This window comes from Mucilaginibacter sp. OK098, assembly GCF_900142915.1.
In the GTDB taxonomy this organism is placed as follows: domain Bacteria; phylum Bacteroidota; class Bacteroidia; order Sphingobacteriales; family Sphingobacteriaceae; genus Mucilaginibacter.
Genome location: NZ_FRCM01000009.1, coordinates 205,258 through 227,759, shown reverse-complemented (window position 1 = coordinate 227,759; position 22,502 = coordinate 205,258). Strand labels below are relative to the sequence as shown.

The 22,502-nt window shown below is 42.3% G+C and carries 18 protein-coding genes; 10 read left to right on the top strand and 8 right to left on the bottom strand.

The genetic code is table 11. The annotated features are described in order from the left end of the window. Positions 1-65 precede the first annotated feature (65 nt). Together BUE31_RS26930 and BUE31_RS26925 are read right to left on the bottom strand one after the other, a co-directional pair. Positions 66-518, bottom strand: a complete 453-nt coding sequence (locus BUE31_RS26930; RefSeq protein ID WP_073407062.1) for a protein-disulfide reductase DsbD domain-containing protein — start codon at positions 516-518, stop codon at positions 66-68. Between the two features lie 20 nt (positions 519-538). Beyond that, positions 539-2,065: a TlpA disulfide reductase family protein gene (locus BUE31_RS26925; RefSeq protein WP_073406964.1), complete on the bottom strand. Its 1,527-nt coding sequence runs from the start codon at positions 2,063-2,065 to the stop codon at positions 539-541. 359 nt (positions 2,066-2,424) lie between these two features. Here BUE31_RS26925 and BUE31_RS31500 point away from each other — a divergent pair, with 359 nt between their 5' ends. Beyond that, positions 2,425-3,120 carry a phosphatase PAP2 family protein gene (locus tag BUE31_RS31500; RefSeq protein ID WP_083620382.1) on the top strand — a complete coding sequence of 232 codons (696 nt, stop codon included), beginning with the start codon at positions 2,425-2,427 and terminating at the stop codon, positions 3,118-3,120. Positions 3,121-3,304: 184 nt separating this feature from the next. On the opposite strand, the gene BUE31_RS26915 is transcribed toward BUE31_RS31500, so the two are convergent. Next, a complete protein-coding gene (locus tag BUE31_RS26915; RefSeq protein ID WP_073406963.1) occupies positions 3,305-3,907 on the bottom strand; it encodes an FMN-dependent NADH-azoreductase in 603 nt (200 codons plus the stop codon). A 113-nt stretch (positions 3,908-4,020) separates the two neighbouring features. On the opposite strand from BUE31_RS26915, the gene BUE31_RS26910 reads away from it, so the two are divergent. Then, positions 4,021-4,392, top strand: coding sequence for a winged helix-turn-helix transcriptional regulator (locus BUE31_RS26910; protein ID WP_073406962.1), 372 nt, complete (start codon positions 4,021-4,023; stop codon positions 4,390-4,392). 265 nt (positions 4,393-4,657) lie between these two features. On the opposite strand, the gene BUE31_RS26905 is transcribed toward BUE31_RS26910, so the two are convergent. Then, complete coding sequence (locus BUE31_RS26905; protein WP_073406961.1) at positions 4,658-7,990, bottom strand: TIR domain-containing protein; 3,333 nt, start codon at positions 7,988-7,990, stop codon at positions 4,658-4,660. A gap of 154 nt (positions 7,991-8,144) precedes the next feature. Beyond that, entirely contained in the window at positions 8,145-8,957 is an 813-nt protein-coding gene (locus BUE31_RS26900) for a hypothetical protein (protein ID WP_073406960.1), read from the bottom strand. Between the two features lie 902 nt (positions 8,958-9,859). Here BUE31_RS26900 and rplM point away from each other — a divergent pair. The 6 genes from rplM to pyrH all read left to right on the top strand — a co-directional run bounded on the left by rplM (position 9,860) and on the right by pyrH (position 14,747). Continuing rightward, complete coding sequence (gene rplM / locus BUE31_RS26895) at positions 9,860-10,297, top strand: 50S ribosomal protein L13 (protein WP_073406959.1); 438 nt, start codon at positions 9,860-9,862, stop codon at positions 10,295-10,297. A gap of 25 nt (positions 10,298-10,322) precedes the next feature. Next, complete coding sequence (rpsI, locus tag BUE31_RS26890; protein ID WP_073406958.1) at positions 10,323-10,712, top strand: 30S ribosomal protein S9; 390 nt, start codon at positions 10,323-10,325, stop codon at positions 10,710-10,712. 18 nt (positions 10,713-10,730) lie between these two features. After that, entirely contained in the window at positions 10,731-11,600 is an 870-nt protein-coding gene (gene rpsB / locus BUE31_RS26885) for a 30S ribosomal protein S2 (RefSeq protein WP_073406957.1), read from the top strand. Between the two features lie 87 nt (positions 11,601-11,687). Further along, complete coding sequence (gene tsf / locus BUE31_RS26880; RefSeq protein ID WP_073406956.1) at positions 11,688-12,539, top strand: translation elongation factor Ts; 852 nt, start codon at positions 11,688-11,690, stop codon at positions 12,537-12,539. A gap of 205 nt (positions 12,540-12,744) precedes the next feature. Beyond that, a complete protein-coding gene (nagA, locus tag BUE31_RS26875; RefSeq protein WP_083620380.1) occupies positions 12,745-13,872 on the top strand; it encodes an N-acetylglucosamine-6-phosphate deacetylase in 1,128 nt (375 codons plus the stop codon). Positions 13,873-14,042: 170 nt separating this feature from the next. Further along, positions 14,043-14,747: a UMP kinase gene (gene pyrH, locus BUE31_RS26870; protein ID WP_073406955.1), complete on the top strand. Its 705-nt coding sequence runs from the start codon at positions 14,043-14,045 to the stop codon at positions 14,745-14,747. 137 nt (positions 14,748-14,884) lie between these two features. On the opposite strand, the gene BUE31_RS26865 is transcribed toward pyrH, so the two are convergent. Both BUE31_RS26865 and BUE31_RS26860 read right to left on the bottom strand, forming a co-directional pair. After that, positions 14,885-16,201, bottom strand: coding sequence for an amidohydrolase family protein (locus BUE31_RS26865; protein WP_073406954.1), 1,317 nt, complete (start codon positions 16,199-16,201; stop codon positions 14,885-14,887). A gap of 77 nt (positions 16,202-16,278) precedes the next feature. After that, positions 16,279-19,320, bottom strand: a complete 3,042-nt coding sequence (locus BUE31_RS26860) for an amidohydrolase family protein (RefSeq protein ID WP_073406953.1) — start codon at positions 19,318-19,320, stop codon at positions 16,279-16,281. A gap of 154 nt (positions 19,321-19,474) precedes the next feature. On the opposite strand from BUE31_RS26860, the gene BUE31_RS26855 reads away from it, so the two are divergent. Both BUE31_RS26855 and BUE31_RS26850 read left to right on the top strand, forming a co-directional pair. Next, on the top strand, positions 19,475-20,329 hold the full coding sequence (locus BUE31_RS26855) for a helix-turn-helix transcriptional regulator (protein WP_073406952.1): 855 nt from the start codon (positions 19,475-19,477) through the stop codon (positions 20,327-20,329). 241 nt (positions 20,330-20,570) lie between these two features. After that, positions 20,571-21,161, top strand: a complete 591-nt coding sequence (locus BUE31_RS26850) for a cysteine hydrolase family protein (RefSeq protein WP_073406951.1) — start codon at positions 20,571-20,573, stop codon at positions 21,159-21,161. Positions 21,162-21,251: 90 nt separating this feature from the next. Here BUE31_RS26850 and BUE31_RS26845 read toward each other — a convergent pair whose 3' ends face one another. Further along, complete coding sequence (locus tag BUE31_RS26845) at positions 21,252-22,262, bottom strand: DUF3078 domain-containing protein (protein WP_073406950.1); 1,011 nt, start codon at positions 22,260-22,262, stop codon at positions 21,252-21,254. Between the last annotated feature and the right edge of the window lie 240 nt (positions 22,263-22,502).

Sequence of the window (22,502 nt, the reverse complement as noted above, 5' to 3'; positions counted from 1 at the left end):
CAAGACCGACAAGGCCATCCTTCAATTCTTGTATATACAAAACCTATCTTATTTGATATGCCTATTTATTTAATTATAAACGAAAATGGCACTGTTTCGGGAGGTAAACATTTTACATCATTGCAGGTCATATACGCTATGCTGCCCTTAACGGTTACCGGGCCGTTAACATTGAGTTTCACTTTTTGCTGAAATATTACACTGTTCTCAAAATAAGGCACCTCTACGCCAAATACTTTCTCAAATCTTGATAATGGCTTAGGTTCCTGCGGTGTGCCAATAAGCGTATATGTTTTTGAGGACGAAAAGGCAAAAGAGGTCCTGGTAGGTCCGCGTTCCGGCACTGTTTGCGAATAGAGGTGCCAGTCCTCATCAATAGCAGCCTTTATAAAAAGCACTGCTTCTGTTTTACTCAGTCTTTTTGCTGCATAGCTCCACCTTACAGGCTTCAATACCTGGGCATGTGTTGCTGATAAAATAGACAATGACATAAAAACGGCCAATATTATTCTTTTCATAATAATCACATTTAAAAGGATCAATTACTTTTCCCGCCTTTTTGCAATAATGAAGCTATCATCAGTTCCAGTGTGTGGTGATTGGTGCTATCGATTCGGAAACCGCTAAAAACAATCTTTCCGTCTTTGTCTATCAGAAAGTTTTCAGGCTCACCCTGTACGCCATAGTTTTTAGCAGCAAAATCTGAATTGCCGCGTAGCGGGATAAATGAATATTTGCCATTTTTCAGCAAGGGGATCACGTACCCATCCTGAAGAGGCGATACATCAATGCCGACATATACTACATTATCCCCTTTAAATTTATTGAGCACAGCCTCAAAGTGCGGAAATTCCGCTCTGCAGGGGCTACAAGCTGGGAACCAGAACGTAAGCAATACTACTTTACCCTTAAGATCTTTCAAATTCAGTTTGCCATTACTGGTATAAAGGCCCAAATCAAATGGATAAGCGGCAACTGCCGTGCTATTCCTCATGGTCTCAATATCTTTCATAATGTGCTCTTTATCCTTACCAATTTTATTTCCATACAATGCAAGCAGGTTATGAATCTCGTCGGTGGGTGATTTTGCAAATCTTATAGCCAGGCTGTCATAGGCGGTTTTAACGTTACCGGATTTTTCCAGCAAAGCTGCTTTTTTCAATATGATAAAGTCGTTCATGTAATTAAACCGCGGGAGTTTTACCTGGTCAAGTTCAATCAGGGCTTCTTTATAGTTTTGGTTTTGCTCTAATTTATTGATCTGTATTAGTGATTCAGCCGCTTGTTTCCTCATCTTCCAATTTTTCTCATCGCCCATTTCGTTAATTAACGCTAACGCCTTTTCCGGGGCTGTTTGCAGATAAATATCAGCTAATCCTACCATCCCGGACGCCGACCAGTTAAATTTTTGCGGAGGATATAATTTACGGAGCTCTTCGAAATAATTAATCTTGTCGGTACGGTTTACGGCGCGTTCGCCAAGCTCCCATAGTGCCATGGCGCCGGCTTCATTTTCGGGGAAACGCTTTAAAAAATCAAAAACTTTTTGCTTATACGCATCCGGATCGCCGTCCTCAAAAGACCTCAGGTAAGATACCGCATAATTGGCATTTGAAGGGTCTGCCAGTGTTGCCTTTCTCAGATATTCAGTCGACAGATCTTTTTCCCCCCTTGTAAATGCATCTCCCGCAAGCATCGACCATATTTTAGCGTTTCCGGGTTCCATTGCGGCTACTCTTAACAAAAACTCTCCCGACTGCGGCATTTCAGCATTATAATAAACCGTACCGATAGACAATGGGACAGTCACATTTTCCGGGTATTTTTTCATCCATTCTCTATACTGATCAACAACCTGCTGCGTATTTATGCCCATGGCGTAGATATAAGTTTTATGTGCTGCCATGTTGTTCATGTTGGTATCAAGGGCAAGCCGGGCTTTTTTTATTTCGTCGGCAGGTGCGGGACCGGTACGAACAGGAATTTGGGCTAAAACCTGCCCTGCGGAACAGGTAATCAGTAATAAGACGAGGTAAACCGTACGTGTTAGATTGCTTTTTATCATGGTGTTATTTCAGGAGATATGATTGTATTAAATCAATGCCAACTATAAATATAGTGATATAACTATAAAGATAGGTAATAATTATTGGGGAGAGAATTTTTTGGGGAGAAAAGTTTTTGAGGATAGGGGGAATAGTTCAACCTATTAGCGGAGTCACGAGTGCCCTACCTCTTTTGGCCGGCGCTACACACTCGTGCCAGAGGTGCATTGTCGCTCACCTGCTTTAGTGAGTTTTAATAATAGATATGATTAATAGCGGATAAATTTTAACAATTTGAACCTTTTATTGTTAAACCGGTGTTGCGTTAAGGCAAATGCCTCTAATTGAGCAATATAATATACATCATACTAACATTATTATGAAAATAAGCAAGTGTACAAGGTTAATCAATGCCTTATTTGTGCTACAAGTATTGATAGCTGTACCCTTTGCGGGGAATGTTTTTGGGCAGGTAAAAACAGAAGAGCAACCCAAAACGCCGGAGCAAACAAAAACCACAACACAAGTAAAGGTCCAGGCAGCGCAGGTGAATAACTTTGTTCAGCGATTTGATGACAGATTTTTAATCGACCTGGCTTTGGAGCGTAATGATGGCGAAACAAAAAAAATGCTGTTTTTATCAAATTCACTGGGGTATGTTGCCTATGGCATACCCGTCGCACTAATGGCAGGCGGCATTGTACGGCACGATAGCCAGATGCGCCAGAACGCCTTATATGTTGGCAGCAGCGCAGCCATAACTTTGGGTGTTACCTTGTTAATGAAAACTGTATTTAAGCGCCGCCGGCCATTTGTGCAAAATTTAAAAATCGTAGCGGTTTATAATGCCGGCAGCACCTCGTTCCCTTCGGGGCATGCATCAACAAGCTTTGCGGTAGCAACGGCGTTATCAAGGGCATATCCAAAATGGTATGTGATAGTTCCTTCGTATTTATGGGCGGGTTCGGTAAGCTACTCGCGGATGTACCTGGGCGTACACTACCCCAGCGATGTTTTCGGCGGGGCCTTATTAGGCACTACCACCTCGTTGTTATTAAGGCCGGCTATTAAGTAAGTGTGCATAAAAGCCCCTTGCTGCGCAAGGGGGGTATGGTATAATGCTATCGCAAAACATGGATGGTAGTGTTGCTGGGTGGGTGAGGGTAATTCAATCCTTATTATCGGTGTTATGAGTGCTCCATCTCTTTGGGCGGAGCTACACACGCGCCGGGAAAAGGAAATTGCAGTCGATAAAAAATTTAATCTATCATTATACTATCAATCGTCCTTTCCAGTGCGTGTTCTTTTACGCCCGGCACTTTTAATCCTTCGGCACGGAATACCGTAAGATCTGTCATGCCTAAAAAGCCAAGGAAAGCTTTTAAATAAGGAGCTACAAAGTCGTTTGCTTTACCCGGGCCTTCAGAATAAACACCACCGGAAGACATGGCTACATAAACTTTTTTTCCTGTCACCAACCCGATGGGGCCATTTGCACCATACCCAAAAGTTATTCCGGCCCTGGTAATATGATCTATCCAGGCCTTTAGCGCAGAATGGATGGTAAAGTTGATCAGCGGTGCGCCAATCACGATGATGTCTGCAGCGAATAAGGTTTTAACCAGCTCGTCAGAAAGCCGGATTGATTCTTTTTCCTCGCTGGTCAGCTGATCCGCGGGAATAAAGAATGTACGAAGAACGTCAGCGTTAAGATGCGGAATTTCGATGTCGGCCAGGTTTAATTCTTCTACCGTACTGCCCGGATACTTGTCCCGGATCTTTTCGACGATATGGTTACCCAGCTTAATGCTGTACGATGCTGCGCCCTGGATGCTCGATTTTAAATGAAGTATGCGTTTCATAGAATTTGCTTGATTAATTTTCAAAGGCAAAACTATGGTTAGCAAGTGGTAAAAAGTTAGTACTTACCTAAAGGAAAGCGGTTACATTGAGGTAAGTGAGTACCTTTGCAACTATGAAAGTGATTAAAAATGAACCCCTTCCGGACAGGAAAGAATGTGCAGGCTCGCTCAAAAACATCCTCGATGCGTTATATGTTTTGAACGGAAAATGGAAGCTGGCGTTGATCCTTTCCCTGATACAATCGTCAAAGCGTTTTAACGAGATCCAGCATGAGGTCACCGGCATATCCGCCAAGGTATTAGCTAAGGAACTAAAAGATTTGGAACTGAATGACCTTATCACACGTAACGTATACCCAACCACCCCGGTCAGCATTGTTTATGAAGCCACCGGTTATAGCCACACTTTAAAAAACATAATAGCTGAACTAAGTGCCTGGGGCGAGCAGCACCGGGAAAAAATTAAGGAGGGTATGCGGAAGTAATTTTGGGTGGGAAGGCAATATATTCCGGGTACCACAGGTAATTCCTCGCTCCCGCAAGGTCCAGCCTTGTGGTCCGCGTATAGGTAGCCCGCTTCACTAATAAAGCGCCATTTTAATACAAAAAAATACTTTTAAGATTATTGTTGATTAGTAGATTGGTTACCTGTCGCTTTGTTACCTGTCAGCGGGCCACAAGGCTAGAGCCTTGCGGTAGCTAGAGATTAAGTAATGAGATCTTGGTCTTATGTCAAATAGATATATAATCTTATCTTTCGATAATTCTTTTCACCCCTTCAACAATAAAATTATAATATTCGTCGCGCTTGGCTGCATGCTGTTCTGAGGCTATCCAGATAATATCTCGCTCCCTAGTTTCACAATTGCCTTGACCTTTATAAAACTGTTTCTCGGTCAGGAAACCCTGTTTGTCCTCCTCAAAATATTCTGCGAAAAACTTCTTGTAGTCGCATGCGCGGATGGTGATTGGGACAACCGTTTTGTGCTGTTCCTTAGCAATTTTCATTTCAATGTTTACAATATAATCATTAGCAATAAAGTGCGGACTCAATAAAAAAAGAACGATGTCAGCGTTTTCAAGTTCTGTTTTGATTTTTGCGTTAGCATCCATCCCAGCCTCGATTTCGCCATCATACCATGTTGCTATAAGGCCCTGTCGTTTCAATGTGGCAAAATGCACATCAAGCTCTTCGCGATATCCTTTGTCGTACCTCGAATAGGAAAAAAAAATCTTTTTTGGCATAACTGTAGTTTTGTTTAGTAATACGTAAAACATACTATCGATCGACATGTAACCACCAGTAGTATCTCGTACTTTAAGAGCGCTTTGATCGATCGCGTTGTTAATTTCTTCAATATCCGCATAGTTTTGACCATCAATAGATAACTCCAAATCACCGCCCAGTCTCTTATCATCGAATTTTCGCTCTTTAAGTTCCTGTGAATTTTTATCCGTGCTTCGCTGAGTTTCTCGTTTGGATTCATCAAAGTCTTTTTGCATCGCAAACCAATCATAAACTTCGATTAAGGCATTATATCTTCCAGGTTTGTCATCTGCGTAAACGCGAATAAAACGGTTATTTTCATCGGCTTCAACTAAAACTTTTATATCGTTTCCTGCGAAGCCAGAATAATGGTACATCACTCCATATTTCCAAAAGACACCATCAACTGAACGTTTCCCTTTTTTCGAAATAAAACGGGTCACCATGCCCCTCGGCATAAAATCAGGAAAACGAAGGGAAAATGCAATTTTTAGAAGTTTTCGTAAATGGCTAAGCAATTTCGAAATCTCGGCATTTTCATTCATAAACTGCGGCGCGATAAATTCGCCAGGTTTTTGCGGATTTTCAAAAACCAAGTCCATTTCTATCATAACGTTTAATAAAACTTCATTTTTTACATCTTTTTTTAAGAATACACCTCCCTTTTGTTTTACATTCTGATTCAAAATACCATAAATACTATTAAGCAAACCTTCTGGGTTTAAAAATACTGCATCGCTTAGGATCGGATTGTCTTTAAACGTCAAGATATCGCCACTATTTTCCAGATATGGGATGATAAAGTCATCTCCTTTGGCATAAAACGCGTGGCATAAATTTAAAAAAGCCTGTTTATTTAAAGCTAAAGGATATTGAGTGCGCCACTTAAGCAAACCGTCTTCACCCAATATTTTAAACATATCTTCATTGAACTGATACTCGCTTTTATATTTTTTTATTAATTGTTCGAAACGAATTTTAAATACGTTCCAACGAGCTTCATAATATCTTCGAGTATGTGTTTCACCAATTGATGAAGCTCCTTTTATACTAACCCCTACGCTGTTTTCTGGTTGTAACCCAAATTTCTGTTTATTTAAGAAAGAAGGCCATGACTCAGTATGTGTTTTTTGTGCATCCTTTTTAACTTTTTGCACATCCATTCTCGACTGTAATACCATGATTCTTTCCCCTACATCTTTATTTTGTTCAAAATGGTGAATGGTGCCTAACCAATAAGCCGCAGGGTAACATTCATCGTTATTTTCGTTTCTGAGTGGTTTTTCATCCAGTTCACCAGTCTGCATTGTTTCGTATTCCGCTTCCCATAAAACAAGGTATAAGCAATTTCGACCACCGATAAATAGCCGATGTGTTCCATGAAAATATTCCTGTCCGCCGAAATCCCAGAATGAAAGCCTTAAATTATTTAGCAAAGGACTCTCAATTGTATTATGGGTAATACCCCAAGTACGATCCTCTTTTTTTATTTCTTCAAACACTTTTCCACCATTTAAATAGAATTGCTGTAGGGAACTTTTTCCCGAGAAAGTATTTCCCAACAATAATATATTTAGAGCTCGCAGCGTCACGTTCTTTTCCTTAATGCTTATACTGTCAAAATATTGTCGTAACCCATCCCAACTTGTTGTGGCAGATGTTAGAACAGGACTAGTTTTATTATTACTTAGAAGAATAGAGGTATGAGTAATATCTTTATAAGCTATATAAATGGTATTTATACCGTTATCTCCAATATTATTGCTACTAATGTTTAAATAAGACAAAGTTTTTAAAGAATTACTGATTTTCGCAGCCCCATCGTCCCCAATCTTGTTAAAGCTAATGTCCAAATAGGACAAACTTTTCAGATATTCACCAATTTCGCCTGCACCATGATCTTCAATGTTGTTGTTACTGATGTCTAAATAGAATAAATTATTACGGGACTTACTGATTCCCGAAACTCCCATATCAGCGATGTTATTAGATGCAATATTTAAGGAAAATAAATTATTAAACATCGTGCTGATTTTCACCGCGCCATCATCTCCAATATCGTTGGAGCTTATATTTAAGTAAGATAAGTTTTTTACAATTTCAGCGATTTTTGCTGCGCCATCATCCCCAATGTTGTTCGCACCGATGTTTAAATACGATAAATTTTTGAGGTGTCGGTTGATTTCATAAACTCCCGCACTGCCTATGTTATTAGAATTGATATTTAGGTATATCAAATTTTCGAGGGATTTGCTAATTTCTGCTGTTCCATCTACACCAACACTGTTGTCACTGATATCTAGGTAGGATAAATTTTTGAGAGTATTGCCTATTTCTGATGCTCCAGAATATCCAACATTGTTAGAACTAATTTTCAGATATGATAAGTTTTTAAGATACCTGCTAATTTCCGTGACTCCATCATCTCCAATGTTGTTTGCGCTGATGTCTAAGTACGACAATTTTTTGAGGAATTTACTGATTTCTTCCGATCCTTTGTATCCAATATTATTATCACTAATATTTAAATATAATAAGTTTTTCAGGTTCCTGCTAATTTCTGCCGTCCCGCCAAAACCGATATTGTTAAAACTAATATTTAAAACGGACAAATTTTTTAGATACTTACCGATTTCCAACGCTCCTTCATACCCAAATCGATTATTGGAAATATTTAGTTCTGTTAAGTAATCACTAACTTCTAGAAGTTCTTTACTGAAGGAAAAATGTGTCAATCCAAGACCACTTAAATCCAATTTATCTGTACGTTTTTTTTTGATTTCAGTTATTCTAAATAAGGCTTCGTCTAGACTCATGATAAGATTGAAAAATTAAAAACAACCATTTTATTAGTTACTGCAACAGGATTCACTCATCCTCTGGCACTAGTGTGCACGCCGGCCCAAAGAGGAGACGTACCGGTGCCCTGTATGCCCAATAGTAAAACATCATTGTAAGTACGCCCACTGATCACGGCCCGGTTACCGGATTATTACTTACAGAAACAGTAGTGGTGCTGACAACATCAACCGGACTGCCGGCAGGGGCAACAACATTTACGGCGGCAGCATCTTCCGTCGCATTTTCAACAACCGGCTTATTTTCGGAAGCCCGCATGGTTAAAAAGGTAACGCCGCTTATCCCGGTTAAGGCCAGTAAAGTATCGCTCAGTTCGGGCATTACGCAGCCGCTCTGCACGTGGGCCACCTTCATTATATACACAATCATGGCGATGGAGGTCCACACAAAATTCTGGAACCGGTGGATGCTCACCCCGTTGTGGTCTGATAAAATATCGGAGAAAAAACCCTTCGAGGGACGATTTTGATGCCGCGGCCTGTTATCAAGCGCTTCGCGTTTATCAATAATTGCAGCTGCCGTCAGGATGCCGGTACCGATGCCCATTAATACCAGGGCGGTTTTATTGATGGCGCCATCCGCGCAGTCGCCCTTGGTTAACGACAAATAAATGTACGACGAAGCTATGATCACCGTCCACGCGGCAAACTGTGTTTTTGCCAAACTGAAAGGACTTTTTTTATTCAGTAGTTTAGTTTTTGTGCGGCGCTGCACTTTTGAAACTTCTTCATCAAACTGGTCACAGTCGCTTATCTCGTCGCGAAGCATATTGGTATACATACCAAGTCCGATAGATAACAACAGGATAACGCCTATAACGAAATACGCTTGTATGTCGTGACCATCATAGGTCTTAGCGTGATCGCAACCAGATAATGCCACAGCTACAGCCGCTGCCGCGAAAACAAGTAAAAATCGTTTCATATTTTAGATCTTAAATATTGGTTTGCCGGTTTGCCCGGAATTTTATTGGTTCAGTGGTATTTATTGCGGAGTTATCGTGACAGGTATAATTCATGAAAATCGGGCAAAATAACTAGTGAATCAGGTTAACGTGAACAAGCAATCAATTTAAATGATGCTGAATTACGGTTTAGGTAATTTTCACTAAATATAAAAAAAGGTTTTTGAAAAGCAAATGCTTAAAGCGTTCGAATTAAGTCGGTTCTGGGTGTGCCTTAAGGGTTTAAATCAGTGGGCAGTTATGAGTGGGTAGTAGGCAGTAACTCCCAACATTCTCTTAAACCGACATCCTGTAATCCGCAAATCCTACGAATCATGGTTCAGACAACCTTGCGTTAGGGACAGAAGTGGATACCTGCCTTCGCGCCTAAGGCCTGCGGGCGTATGAACGTATGGCCCGCCCGCTACTATCAGCGGGAACGCCCATGTATCTGAACCGGGATTAAACAGATTAAGCGGATTTTTCAGATGCTGGGAGATTTGGCAATTTATTAAAGATTATCGAGCCACAATCCGGTAAATCCTGAAATCCGCTTAATCCCGGTTCAGATAATTCGCCGTCAGACGCGAAGCATTGCATTCCTACAAAAAACATTACAAACACGAATCGCGAACATATCGTTAACCTTTCCGCCGTCAGACGCGAAGCATCGCGTCTCTACCAAATTCATCCACAACATCCTCACACAGTCCAACCTTAAAACCTTCCAACTTTCCCCTCAAAAACCCACTCACTTAATCAACCCAATCTAACTCAATCAACTAATCGCAAAAACCCCTTGCAAATAAAACAATTAAGCGTATCTTTGCAGTCCCGAAAATGCGGGGTATAATAAACGTTTAATAAATTTAATTTAAAGCAAGTGAATACGTTAAGTTACAAAACTGTCTCAGCCAACAAAAAAACCGTTAACAAACAATGGGTTGTTGTTGACGCACAAGGCGAGATTTTGGGGCGCTTGTCTACGAAGATCGCAATGATCATCCGTGGAAAAACCAAGCCTGATTTCACCCCGAACGTAGACTGCGGCGATAATGTTATAGTTATCAATGCAGACAAGGTAAAACTGACCGGAAACAAATTCAGCGACAAGCGCTATGTTTCTTACACTGGTTACCCAGGTGGTCAGCGTTTCATTTCTCCTAAGGAGTTAATGGCAAAGCATCCGACACGCGTAATTGAAAAAGCGGTGCGTGGTATGTTACCTAAAAATCGTTTGGGCAAAGCATTGTTTGGCAATTTGCATGTATATGCAGGCGCTGAGCATCCTCATGAAGCACAAAACCCAACAACCATTTAACTTTTAATTTAGGAGAAAAGAAAAAATGCCAACAACAACAAACACTTCTGGCAGAAGAAAAACAGCTGTTGCACGCATCTACCTAACAGATGGTAGCGGTGCAATTATCGTAAACGGTAAAGATTACAAAGAATACTTCCCAACATTGCCATTGCAATACATCGTTACTCAGAGCACTGAGGTTTCTGGTTCAACCGGAAAATTTGATGTTAAGGTAAATGTTGCTGGTGGTGGTGTTAAAGGACAGGCTGAGGCCGTTCGTTTAGCTATTGCGAAAGCTATTGTTGAACTCGATCCTGAAAAGAAACCTTCACTTCGTGCTAAAGGTATAATGACACGTGATGACCGTATGGTTGAGCGTAAAAAACCAGGACGCAAGAAAGCACGTAAGAGATTCCAATTCAGTAAACGATAATTTAAGGAGGACAACAAAATGGCAAGAACAACATATCAGGACTTACTGGATGCAGGTGTACACTTTGGTCACCTTACCCGCAAATGGGATCCGAAAATGTCACAGTACATTTTCATGGAGCGTAACGGTATCCATATTATAGATTTAAATAAAACCTTAACTAAGGTTGAAGAAGCTGCTGCAGCTATAAAACAAATTGTAAAATCAGGACGTAAGGTATTATTCGTAGCTACAAAGAAACAAGCGAAAGATATTGTTGCTGAATATGCAAAAACAGTAAACATGCCTTTCATAACCGAACGTTGGTTAGGTGGTATGTTAACTAACTTTGCTACTGTACGCAAGTCGATCAAAAAGATGTCAAACATCGATAAATTGACTAAAGACGGTACTTACAGCAACCTTTCTAAAAAAGAAAGACTGATGATACAGCGTGAGCGTATTAAATTAGAAACTTTGTTAGGCGGTATTGCGGACTTAAACCGTTTACCTGCTGCATTGTTCCTGATTGACGTTAAGAAAGAGCACATCGCAGTTTCAGAAGCATTAAAGTTGAACATCCCTACATTTGCTATGGTTGATACCAACTCTGATCCTTCAAACATCGATTTCCCTATCCCTGCGAATGATGATGCAACCAAATCAATCTCATTAATTACCGGTATTATTATACAGGCAATTGTTGAAGGTTTGGATGAGCGCAAACGCGAGAAAGAAGACGAAGCTGAAAAAGAAGCAGCCGTTGCTAAAGCGAAAGCTGATGCTCCGGAAGTTGCGGTTGTTGACCGTGCACCTGCTGCCGAAGGCAAAAGAAACCGCAAAGTAGCTGTTGAAGCTGATGCTGCGGTTGAAGATGCTACTCCAACTGCTGAATCAACAGAGGAATAATAAAATTTAGTCGTAAGTCTTAAGTCGAAAGTACCGAGTGACTTTGGACTTAGGGCTTACGATTTTTAACATATAAAAAACAAAGAAATGTCTACAGTAACTATATCTGCAGCCGACGTAAACAAACTGCGCCAGCAAACTGGTGCCGGTATGATGGATTGCAAAAAAGCTTTAACTGAAACCAATGGCGATTTTGAATCTGCTATTGATTTTTTAAGAAAAAAAGGCGCTAAAGTTGCCGCAAGCCGCCAGGACAGGGAATCAAACGAAGGTGTGGTTATTGCACGTTCATCTGCTGATGGCAAATTTGGTGTGATCATTGAGCTTAACTGCGAAACTGATTTCGTAGCTAAAAACGCTGAGTTTATTGCATTTGCTAACCTGATAGCTAACAAAGCTGTTGAGGAAAAACCTGCAACTATTGAAGCACTTTATGACCTTACTATTGATGTTGACGCTACCACTGCTAAAATTGGTGAAGTTATCATTGACAAAACAGGTAAGATCGGCGAAAAGATCGGTGTATCTAAATATGCTGTTGTTGAAGGCGAAAAAGTTGTTGCTTACATCCACGGTAACTACCGTTTAGGTGTATTGGTTGGCTTAAGCGCTAACGCTGCCGGTGCTGACGAAGCAGGTAAAGACGTTGCCATGCAAATTGCAGCTATGAACCCTGTTGCTATTGATAAAGACGGTGTTGATGCTACAACAATTGAGCGCGAGCTTGAAATTGCAAAAGAGCAGATCCGTGCAGAAGGCAAACCTGAAGAAATGGTTGAAAAGATCTCTTTAGGCAAGTTGAACAAATTTTATAAAGATTCAACCTTATTAAACCAGGAGTTTGTTAAGGATCCTTCAAAAAGCGTTGCTCAATTCCTGAGCACTGTTGAAAAAGGTTTAACAGTTACCGCCTTTAAGCGGGTTGCTTTAGGAGCTTAAATATTTAATCCCCTTCGCTAAAACGAAGGGGATTTTTTTTGTTATAATAAAATTAACTTCTTCGCTCTGTCATTGCGAGCGTAGCGCGGCAACCTCGTAGCTATGCAGGGCGAATAGAACGGTGTACAACCTGCATGGTTGCCAAGCGTTCGACGAGGTTGCCGCGCTACGCTCGCAATGACAAATAGGGAAAATTGTAAATATCATGATAACAGCCCTCCACAACCTCCAGCTCATCTCTGATGGCCACATTACCGGTGGCAAAGTGGTTTTAATTACCGGCACCCAGATAATTGCCATTACAGATGAAAGCGCCATGCCTGATGGCGTTCAAAAGATCGACCTTAAAGGTGCATACCTTGCTCCCGGTTTAATTGACCTCCAGATTTATGGCAGCGGTGGCAAGCTATTTGCAGGAACTCCCGAAGTGGAAGCACTGGAACGCATGGAAACCGACCTGCTGAGCCAGGGAACCATTGGCTTTTTTGCTACCATCGGCACCAATACCAATGATATTGTTGAAAAAGGGATTGAATCGGCTAAGATCTACCGCGAACGTTGTAAAGGAAACTTTTGGGGATTGCACCTGGAAGGGCCTTATCTGAACCCAATAAAAAAAGGCGCACATCCGGCCAGCCTGATCAAAAAGGCTGCCCTTGCCGAAGTAAAGCGCTGGGTTGAAAAAGCCGATGGCGTTATTAAAATGATGACCATTGCCCCAGAACTCCAGGACCATGAGGTGATTGATTACCTGCATGCGCATGGTGTGATATTGTCCAGCGGACATAGCAACGCTACTTATGCGGAAGGGAAAGCATTTTTAAATAAACCAATCCCGGCGGTAACGCACCTGTTTAATGCCATGCCGCAAATGCATCACCGCGAGCCGGGTTATATCCCCGCTATATTTGAAGAGCGCCCATATGCCAGCATTGTTGCCGATGGCATCCATGTTGATTTCGCAATGGTACGCCTTGCTAAACGCGAACTGGGTGATAAGCTATTTTTAATTACCGATGCCGTTACAGCCGCTACCGAAGGCACCTATCAGCACCAATTTACCGGCGACCGTTATGTAATGCCCGACGGTACATTATCAGGTTCGTGCCTTACCATGCTTAAAGCAGTACAGAACTGCGTAGAGAAGGTGGGTATTGAGCTTGCCGAAGCTATTAACATGGCATCGTTATACCCAGCCCAGCTGGCAGGGCTCCCTAAAAAGGGAAAGGTTGCCGCAGGCTTTGATGCCGACCTGATTGTTTTTAATGCTGATTTTGAAGTGCAGGGGACTGTGTTTAAGGGTGAATTAATAAACACGAATGGCACGAATTAAGGCGAATTACACGAATTGATTTTTGACAAGCACGAATTCACATTAATTAAAGCGAATTACTTTTTTCCTAATTCGTGAAATTCGAAAAAATTCGTGGAATTAGTGTCTATTTCTTCATAAAATTTTAACACTGATTATATTTCTATATTTTTGACCAATTTAACTACCTCATGGCATATAAAAGAATCCTACTAAAACTTAGCGGCGAGTCGCTGATGGGCGATAAGCAATACGGCATTGACAATAACCAGGTTTTACAATATGCACAAGACATTAAAAATGTTTATGACAAAGGCATTGAGATAGCCATTGTTGTTGGCGGCGGTAATATTTTCCGTGGCTTAAGTGCCGAAAAATCGGGCATGGAACGTGCACAGGCCGATTATATGGGGATGCTTGCCACCGTAATTAACTGTATGGCCCTGCAAAATGCCCTTGAAAGCATAGGCGTTGAAACCCGCTTGCAATCAGCCATAAAAATGGAACAGATCTGCGAGCCTTACATCCGCCGCCGTGCTATGCACCACTTGGAAGTTGGCAAAATTGTGATCTTTGGCGCCGGTACCGGTAACCCATATTTTACTACCGATACAGCCGCTTCCCTGCGTGCTATCGAGATAAAAGCCGATGTGGTACTAAAAGGTACCCGCGTTGATGGCATTTACACCGCCGACCCGGAGAAAGACCCTTCTGCAACCCGCTACGACGAAATAAGCTTCCAGGAAGTCTATGACAAAGGCCTCAACGTGATGGATATGACCGCCATTACCCTTTGCCAGGAAAACAACCTCCCAATCATCGTTTTTGATATGAATAAACCCGGCAACTTTATGAAGATTGCTGAAGGAGAAGCAATCGGAACTTTGGTGAGGTAGAGGGGAGTCCGGAAGTCCGAAAGAAAGAGTTTTGTGTGATAGTGTTATGACTATCAGGGCGTATATTTCACTTACCATGTCAAAAAAAATAGCGATGAGTATTATACCCATCGCTATTTTATGATCTATAAAAGCGGTTACAAATCGGCCTTTACGCCATACTTATCTGCAAACTTCCTGTATAGCTGTTTATGCAGGTTATCCAAATTAATATTCCTGCCTTGTATAAATGCGTTGTCAACATCAATGCTGATCATATCCAGCGCATCACCCTTAGAGATAAACAGGTTTGCATCTTTACCAACTTCAAGCGTTCCGGTGGTTTTATCAATACCCAGGATCTTTGCATTGTTAATGGTGATCATAGAGATAGCCTGCTCTTTTGTTAAGCCATAGCCAACCGCTTCACCAGCTTCAAATGGCAGGTTGCGCTGACGCCAGAAACCTATGCCGGTTAAGCCGTATAATACGCCGGCATCCTGCAGCATTTTAGGCAGCTTATACGGCAGGTAAACATCGTCCTCATCTTTATCAGGAAGCCTTTGCGTTTCCTTTAATATCACAGGTATATTGTTGTCTTTCAATACCTCAGTAACAAGGTATGATTCGTTGCCGCCAACAATTACCACCTGGATGCCCATTTTTTTACCAAAGTTTACCGCCTGTACTATTTCTTTGGCGCCATCGGCATTGACAAATAGTTTTTTGGCGCCGTTAAACAATCCCTTCATTGCCTCCAGGCGAATGTTAGTCACCTCTGGTTTTGCAATATCAGCATAGGCTTTAGCTTCATTAAACAGGTTTTCTATTTCGTCAATGGCTTTTTGAGCTTTTTCTGCCGGAGATTCCTGCGGAACGCCCGGAGTTGGAACGCCTCTTCTGCGGTTCTGCACCCTTGCAACCGGCCATGTTAAATGAATGCCTATATCTGTTTTATATGCAGCATCCTGCCAGTTCCAGGCATCAAGTTGCACAACTGACGATTGTCCTGAAATGGTGCCTCCATTTGGTGTTGGCTGAGCAAGCAGGATCCCGTTTGAGCGTACCGTTGGGATCACCTTCGAGTCGGTATTATAAGCTACAATTGAGCGCACGTTAGGGTTCAGGTCGCCTGTTTCTTCATCATCTACCGTACCGCGGGCACCTTCACCTATTTCAATAAGGCCCAGAGTGGTTATGGGGCAAATAAAGCCCGGGTAGATCTGTTTGCCGGTAGCGTCAATAACATCGGCGCCTGCGGTATTGGCTGCAGCGCCTTCGCCAATGGCAGTTATTTTGCCTTTATCAAAAGCTACATAGCCATTATTGATCACCTGCCCGTTACCCACATGGATAGTACCGCCTTTTATAATAACCGGTTTTGATTGTGCCTTGGCAGGCGATATAGTTGCCTGGCCGTTTGCAAGGATAGTGCTTAGCAATAATCCTCCAAAAATTAAAAATATCTTGTTCATTTTTTATGCCTCTTTAATTAGTTAACCAGATATAGCATCCGCACATTTTCATATCTGCACATCCGCACATCTGTTAATTATTTTCCGTTTGAATTACTTTGTCCTACGCCATCCCCTGATACAAACTCATCATCTTCGTCAGCCTCATTATTACGCGGACGCCTGCCTGCCGGGCGTTGTGTTACCGCTCCTTTGTTTTTAGCGGCAATCATTTTTTGGATGATCCTTGCTTCGTCGGTCTTCATTGTTTTTTGATTGGCCGCATCCTTGTCAATATCCCAGTAAGGGATGCCGTCAACATAGGTTTTCTCAGCAACTGCGTAAATAGAAAGCGGATCAGCAGACCATAGCACTAAATCGGCATCCTTGCCTACTTTTATACTGCCGATATGTTTTTCAACATGCAGCATGGTTGCCGGGTTAATGGTAACCAGTTTTAAGGCTTCTTCTTCGCTCATGTGCCCATAGGCAACAGATTTAGCAGCTTCCTGGTTAAGGCGGCGGGCCATCTCTTCATCATCCGAATTAAAGGCAGTTAACACTCCAACATCATGCATCAGCTTACCATTATACGGGATAGCCTCGGCAACCTCATTTTTGTAAGCCCACCAGTCGGAGAAAGTTGAACCTGCAATATTATGCGCTTTCATTTTATCGGCCATTTTGTAGCCTTCCAAAATGTGAGTAAAGGTGTTTATTTTAAAGCCCATTGAATCGGCAACATGCATCAGCATATTTATTTCCGATTGTACATAAGAGTGACAGGTGATAAAACGTTTGCCATCCAATATCTCAACAATGGCATCCAGTTCAATATCGCGGCGCACATTGCTGCCTTTTACAGCACGTGCAGCCTTGTATTCTTTAGCGCGGGTAAATTCATCAATATAAACCTCCTCAACACCCATGCGGGTTTGCGGGAAACGGGCAGCTCCGATTACAGCACCGTTATTGCTGCCTTTAACGTTTTCGCCAAGAGCGAATTTTATAAAACCGTCTGCGCCTTCAACCTTCATTTCATCGGGCAATACACCCCAGCGGTGTTTTATCAGCTGGGTTTGGCCGCCAATTGGGTTAGCCGAGCCATGCAGAATGTGCGATGTGGTAACCCCACCCGCCAGCTGGCGATAAATATTTATGTCTTCCGAATTTAAAATGTCAGCTATCCTCACCTCGGCGCTAACAGCCTGCGTGCCTTCGTTTATGCTGCCGCTGCCTGCAATGTGCGAGTGCTCATCAACAATACCCGGCGACAGGTGTTTACCAGTAGCGTCAATAACTTTGGCGCTGCCCGGAGCTATGCCCTTGCCTATAGCCTTTATCTTGCCATTTTCAATCAACACATCAGTATTTTGCAGGATGCCGTCTTTGTCGCTTGTCCAAACGGTAGCGTTTTTAAACAATACGCTTTCAGCTTTTGGCAACTCGGTATTGCCGTAGGCTACAAACGGATAAATTACAGGGCCATCATTAATTGGTTGTTTAGCCGACTCAGGTTTTGCTTTTTCTGCAGATGCGGGGCCGGTATAAGTGGCAGACCATTTCATTTCTGATCCATCAGGCAAGATCCCACTGCCGTTAAAGGTTAAGGGAGAGGTTTTGGTGATATAACCGTTCAGCCTTACGTTGCCGCTTGGTTTGTTTTTAAGATCGAAATAGATGCTTACCATATCGCCGGTGCGGGTAATGGTTCCTTTTGCATGGGTGCTGTCGGCGGTATTACGTTCCAGGTTAACATCATAAGCGCCTGGTGTGCCGCTTATTTTGAGGATCACACCCGGTAAAGCATCGCTGGCGAAGTTATAGTTACCACGCAGGTCGGTTACATTCATGCGGCTAACCACATACTGGTGGCCTTCTATCCAGTTCTCATAAATTACATTGTCTTTTTTAAACAGATCATCTGATGTGATAATAAAGTTGGCCATTTTACCTTTGGCAAGTGTACCAACCTTATCAGCCACGCCAAGCATTTCGGCAGGTGCGGTTGTAAGGGAAATTAAAGCCTGTTTTTCGCTCAAGCCGTTATCAATGGCGGTGCGCAGATTTGTCCAAAAATCACGTGCATTGGTTAACCCGTACGAGGTGATGGCAAACTTTATCCCTGCCTTTTCCAAAACAGCGGGATTGGTTGGGGCCAGCTCCCAATCTTTCATTTGGGTATAGCTTACATTGCGGGCATCAAGCGGGTCTTCCACATCAAATGCCTCGGGGAAGGTAAGCGGAATAATAAAGCTACCGCCTGTAGCCTTCATGGCGTCAATGCGGCGGTACTCCTGTCCGTCGGTTTTAAAAATATATTGTTTGCCAAACTCCTTACCTATTTTATTGGCGCGCAAAACGCTCAGCGGGTCTGACACTTCAAAAATTTGCGGGATAGCCTGCGTGCGGTTAAACTCATCAAGCGAGATATTATATTCCTCTTTCTGATTTTTATACCATTGGGCATCGTAATAGGTTTGACGCAGCAGCGCAATGCTTCCCATTAATGATGATGGATAATTAGTTGCCGCAGTACCCTTACTGAATGAGTAATTGGCAGCAGCTTCGCCATTAAGCATTACAAAGTTATCGCGTTCATCGCCTAAAGAAACTACTGCCGATGTACCGCGTGCAATACCATCGTGGATCAATGTGTGTACCGCTCCGAAGCCGTTCTTTTTATAATCCTCGGCTTTTGAGGCATCGCCATGAAATACCGCCTTAACGTTCATCTCGGGCTTGATAGATTCATTCCAGCCGTAAGCGCCCGGTTTGGTTGATACCGGTACGGCTACCCTGCCAAAGCCACCCTGTGCAAATGCCTGTCTTGACGCTTCGGGAATGCCATAGGTGGTATACGCATCAATAAGACCGGGATAAATATATTTCCCTTTCAAATCAACTGTAACATAACCTTTGGGGATCTTAACGTCAGCGCCAACGGCTTCTATCTGCCGGTCTTTAACCAGCAAAACACCGTTGGTAATGGTTTGATCGGCACTTACAACAATGCTGGCATTGGTGAAGGCGTACTGGCCGGGGCGGATATCCCAGGCGCCGTTTACCGGGAATGTTTGCTGCGCCCTTGTTAGCAGGGCAAACAGCATAACGCAGCCAAAAAGTAAAAGTTTTTTCATTTGAATTAATTTTGTCAGTTAGTTGTCCCTAATATATTAAAAATAGCCCATACACTAAGTAGCGGTGGTTTTTATCATGGATTTGTTACAATTCATCAAAAAGTTAAAAAGACAGCATTACAAAATGTAGCTTAGTGGAACTTAATCTTTTAAGATGATACAAATTCCTAAAGACCTGCTTGATCACCATGCGCATATCAGGTTACGATTGTCAGATATGTATGGCTTTGTCATTGATAAAAAGCGACCCTTCAGATGCGATGATACCCTGCAAACTGCGCATTGCCTCGAGGTAATTTTGACAGGCTCAATTGATGTTAGGTATGGCAGCTATGTGCAACACCTTATGGCCGGAGATATCCAATTCAGGAGACGGGGTAATTACCAGTTGTTTCCGTCGGACGATTATACCAGCCTGCTTATTTTTATGGAAAACGAGTTTGTAGATTACTTTTTGGAGAGCCATGTTCCGGAGTTTAAGCAGGAAAAACTGAATGCCGACCTGCCGCCATTCACCTTTAAAACCTCTGAGTTTATAAAAGCTAACATAACTCAGGCTATACAGCATATTTTACACCAGCAGGAGTATTCCAGGTGCATTGTGAAATTTGTGGCCCACCAGGTATTATTGCAGATCCTGGCTGGCGATGGATCAAAAACTTTTGTTTCATTTTTGAAAGACCTGGTTAGCGATAAAAAGGTTGACCTTGCTTACTTTATGGAAACTAATTTTAACAGGCAGCTTTCAATCCCTGATATGGCTAAGCTTACGGGGCGAAGTGTAAGCGCTTTTAAAAAGGAGTTTACCGAACGTTTTAATACCACGCCGGTAAAATGGCAGATAAACCGCAGGCTGGAATATGCCGAGTATCAGTTAAAGACTTCGAATGATCCGGTATCGTTAGTGGCTTATAGCAGCGGGTTCGAAAATATCTCGCATTTTTCAAAAGTTTATAAGCAAAGGTTTGGCGCATCGCCAAAGAGTGCAAGGAGCGAGCTGGTGTTATGAAAAGTAGATAAATGCATTTAACAATATATTATTTGAAAGATTTTTAAATGTAGAGACGCAATACTTTGCGTCTCAAGTATACAAATAATCAATAAATGCACTCCTGGTTATTTGATTCAGAGACGCAAAGTATTGCGTCTCTACGTTAATATCATTTTTAATCCGTTAACATCTGCTATTAAACAAACAAATAAAGCCTCACAGCAAAATTCCAGCCCTTCTAAAGCTGCAATTTTGAGGTATGAAAACATTAGAAAACACCAACCCGGCGCTGATATTAGTTGATATACAGCAGGGTTTTGATAACATCCCGTACTGGGGCGGCGAACGCAATAATCCCGATGCAGAAGCAAACGCACGCAAACTGCTCAACCACTGGCGGGCAAACAACCTGCCGCTGTTTCACATTCAGCATTGCTCAACCAATCCCAACTCCTTACTGGCAGAAAGCAACCCCGGCAATGCCCACAAAGAAATTGTAAAACCTTTACCCGGAGAGCCGGTGATAAAAAAATCGGTAAACAGCTCTTTTATCGGCACCGATCTGCAACAGCAACTGGATGCCGCAAACATTGATACCGTAGTTATAGTGGGCCTTACAACTGAACATTGCGTATCAACCACAGCCAGGATGGCCGGCAATTTTGGATACAACACGTTTGTAGTAGCCGATGCTACCGCTGCCTTTGCAAAAACAGGGATCAAGGGCGAACATTACGATGCGGAAACCATCCATTTAACCGCTTTGGCAATGCTAAATGATGAATTTGCAACCGTTTTGAACACCGACGAGGTTATTAACGCTTTAAAAAAAAACGATGATTTTCTTTAGCAATTTAATGAAGAAACTTTTTGCACCCTATTTGCCGGCATCGCAAGTGCTTTCCGTAATGAAGTGAAATAATGAAACTATACTACCAGTTTAAGGAAACTTATACACCACTCCTAAAGCCAATCCCTCCGTTCCTTGTACGCTTGAAGAGGTGTTTTTGTCGTACAGGAAGGTTCCGTTAAGGGTAAAGGCAATCAGGCGGCTCACTTTTGAAGTTAGCACCATGTCTACACGGTGGCTGGTATAGGCCAGGGCCTGCTGGTAGGGCACAAACAGGGCATAGCGGGCGTTTATGTGCACAGTTTTTGAAAGGTCCTTATCAAGGGTGGCAACTACCTGGAAGGCCAGTTCGTTGTAAACTCTATGACCTACTGGCACACCGTAATTGCTGGGCTGGTTGTTATGAATGGTGGTATCTAAAACAAAGGTTTGGCGGGCAGTACCGGTACCAAGCCTAAGGTCGAAATATTTTACGGGCTTATATTCAAAACCTACCGATTCTGTTAAATACCCCGGCGACATAAAATTGGAGATCAAGTAAGGATTCTGTGCCACGCTGCCATCAGGATTGGCATAATTAAAACCCTTGTCAAACTGAGACTCGAAGGTTAGCGATCCGAAAAAGAACCAGTGCTTTGACATTTGCGAGGCTATTTTATTATCCCAAAAGATCCGGTCGTTAGTTTTACGCTTTCCCTGGCCTTTATTTTTTGAGATGCCGTAAATCAGGTTCAGGTCTGATGTAAAATCGAAGGGAGATTTGTTATATTCAACCTTATAATCAAAGTTTCCACCCAGGGCAATAGCGCTGATACCACCTGCGCTGTAATTATTGCTGAATGCCGACTGGCTAAAGTTAAGGCCGAACAGTATGGCCTTATGCCAGTAGCTTACACGGTAATCAAGCATAGTTACCGGGATCTGTTCCTGGTGGATCTGGATGGGTATAAAGCGAAATGGCAGCGCATTTTTGCCCGGTTCAATGCGGTATTTATTTAACTGGTTGGTGTCAACTTTTAAAGAATCGTTTTTTTGTGCTTTAGCCGAAATGGCAATACCAAATAAAAATAAGAAAAACAGCGGGGTACCGGTTTTAAACATAATAAAAGCGTATTTGGGCTAAAAGCTTAAAGAGAAAGGTATAAAGTGCTTTCACTTACAGGCATTAACAGTTAAGTGGCAAATTTATTATAATATCGGTAATAATGTTATAATGACAGATGATAAAAAATTGAATGTCTCCGCAGGAGGCATTTCAATGCTATTAAATTAAGGGGAAACACAAACGCGATTCACTCCCAAAGCCTGGTTGCCCCCTCTAAATCTCCCCCGGTAGGGGAG